At 64.3% G+C, this 235-nt stretch carries 1 pseudogene; it reads left to right on the forward strand.

The features are described 5' to 3' along the window. A pseudogene (locus SB816_RS35000) lies at window positions 1-235 on the forward strand (2-isopropylmalate synthase); the annotation flags it as partial.

Raw genomic sequence — 235 nt, forward strand, 5'->3', positions numbered from 1 at the left:
GTGACAGCGTGCTCATCAGCCTGCACACCCACAACGACCGCGGTACGGGCGTGGCCGCCACCGAGCTGGGCCTGATGGCCGGCGCCGACCGTGTCGAAGGCTGCCTGTTCGGCAACGGCGAGCGTACCGGTAACGTCGACCTGGTCACCGTGGCCTTGAACCTCTACACCCAGGGTGTAAACCCTGAACTGGATTTCTCCGACATCGACGGCGTGCGCAAAGTCGTGGAAGAGTG

The sequence above is a fragment of the Achromobacter sp. SIMBA_011 genome, from assembly GCF_046535435.1.
Taxonomy (GTDB): Bacteria; Pseudomonadota; Gammaproteobacteria; order Burkholderiales; family Burkholderiaceae_B; genus Achromobacter; species Achromobacter dolens.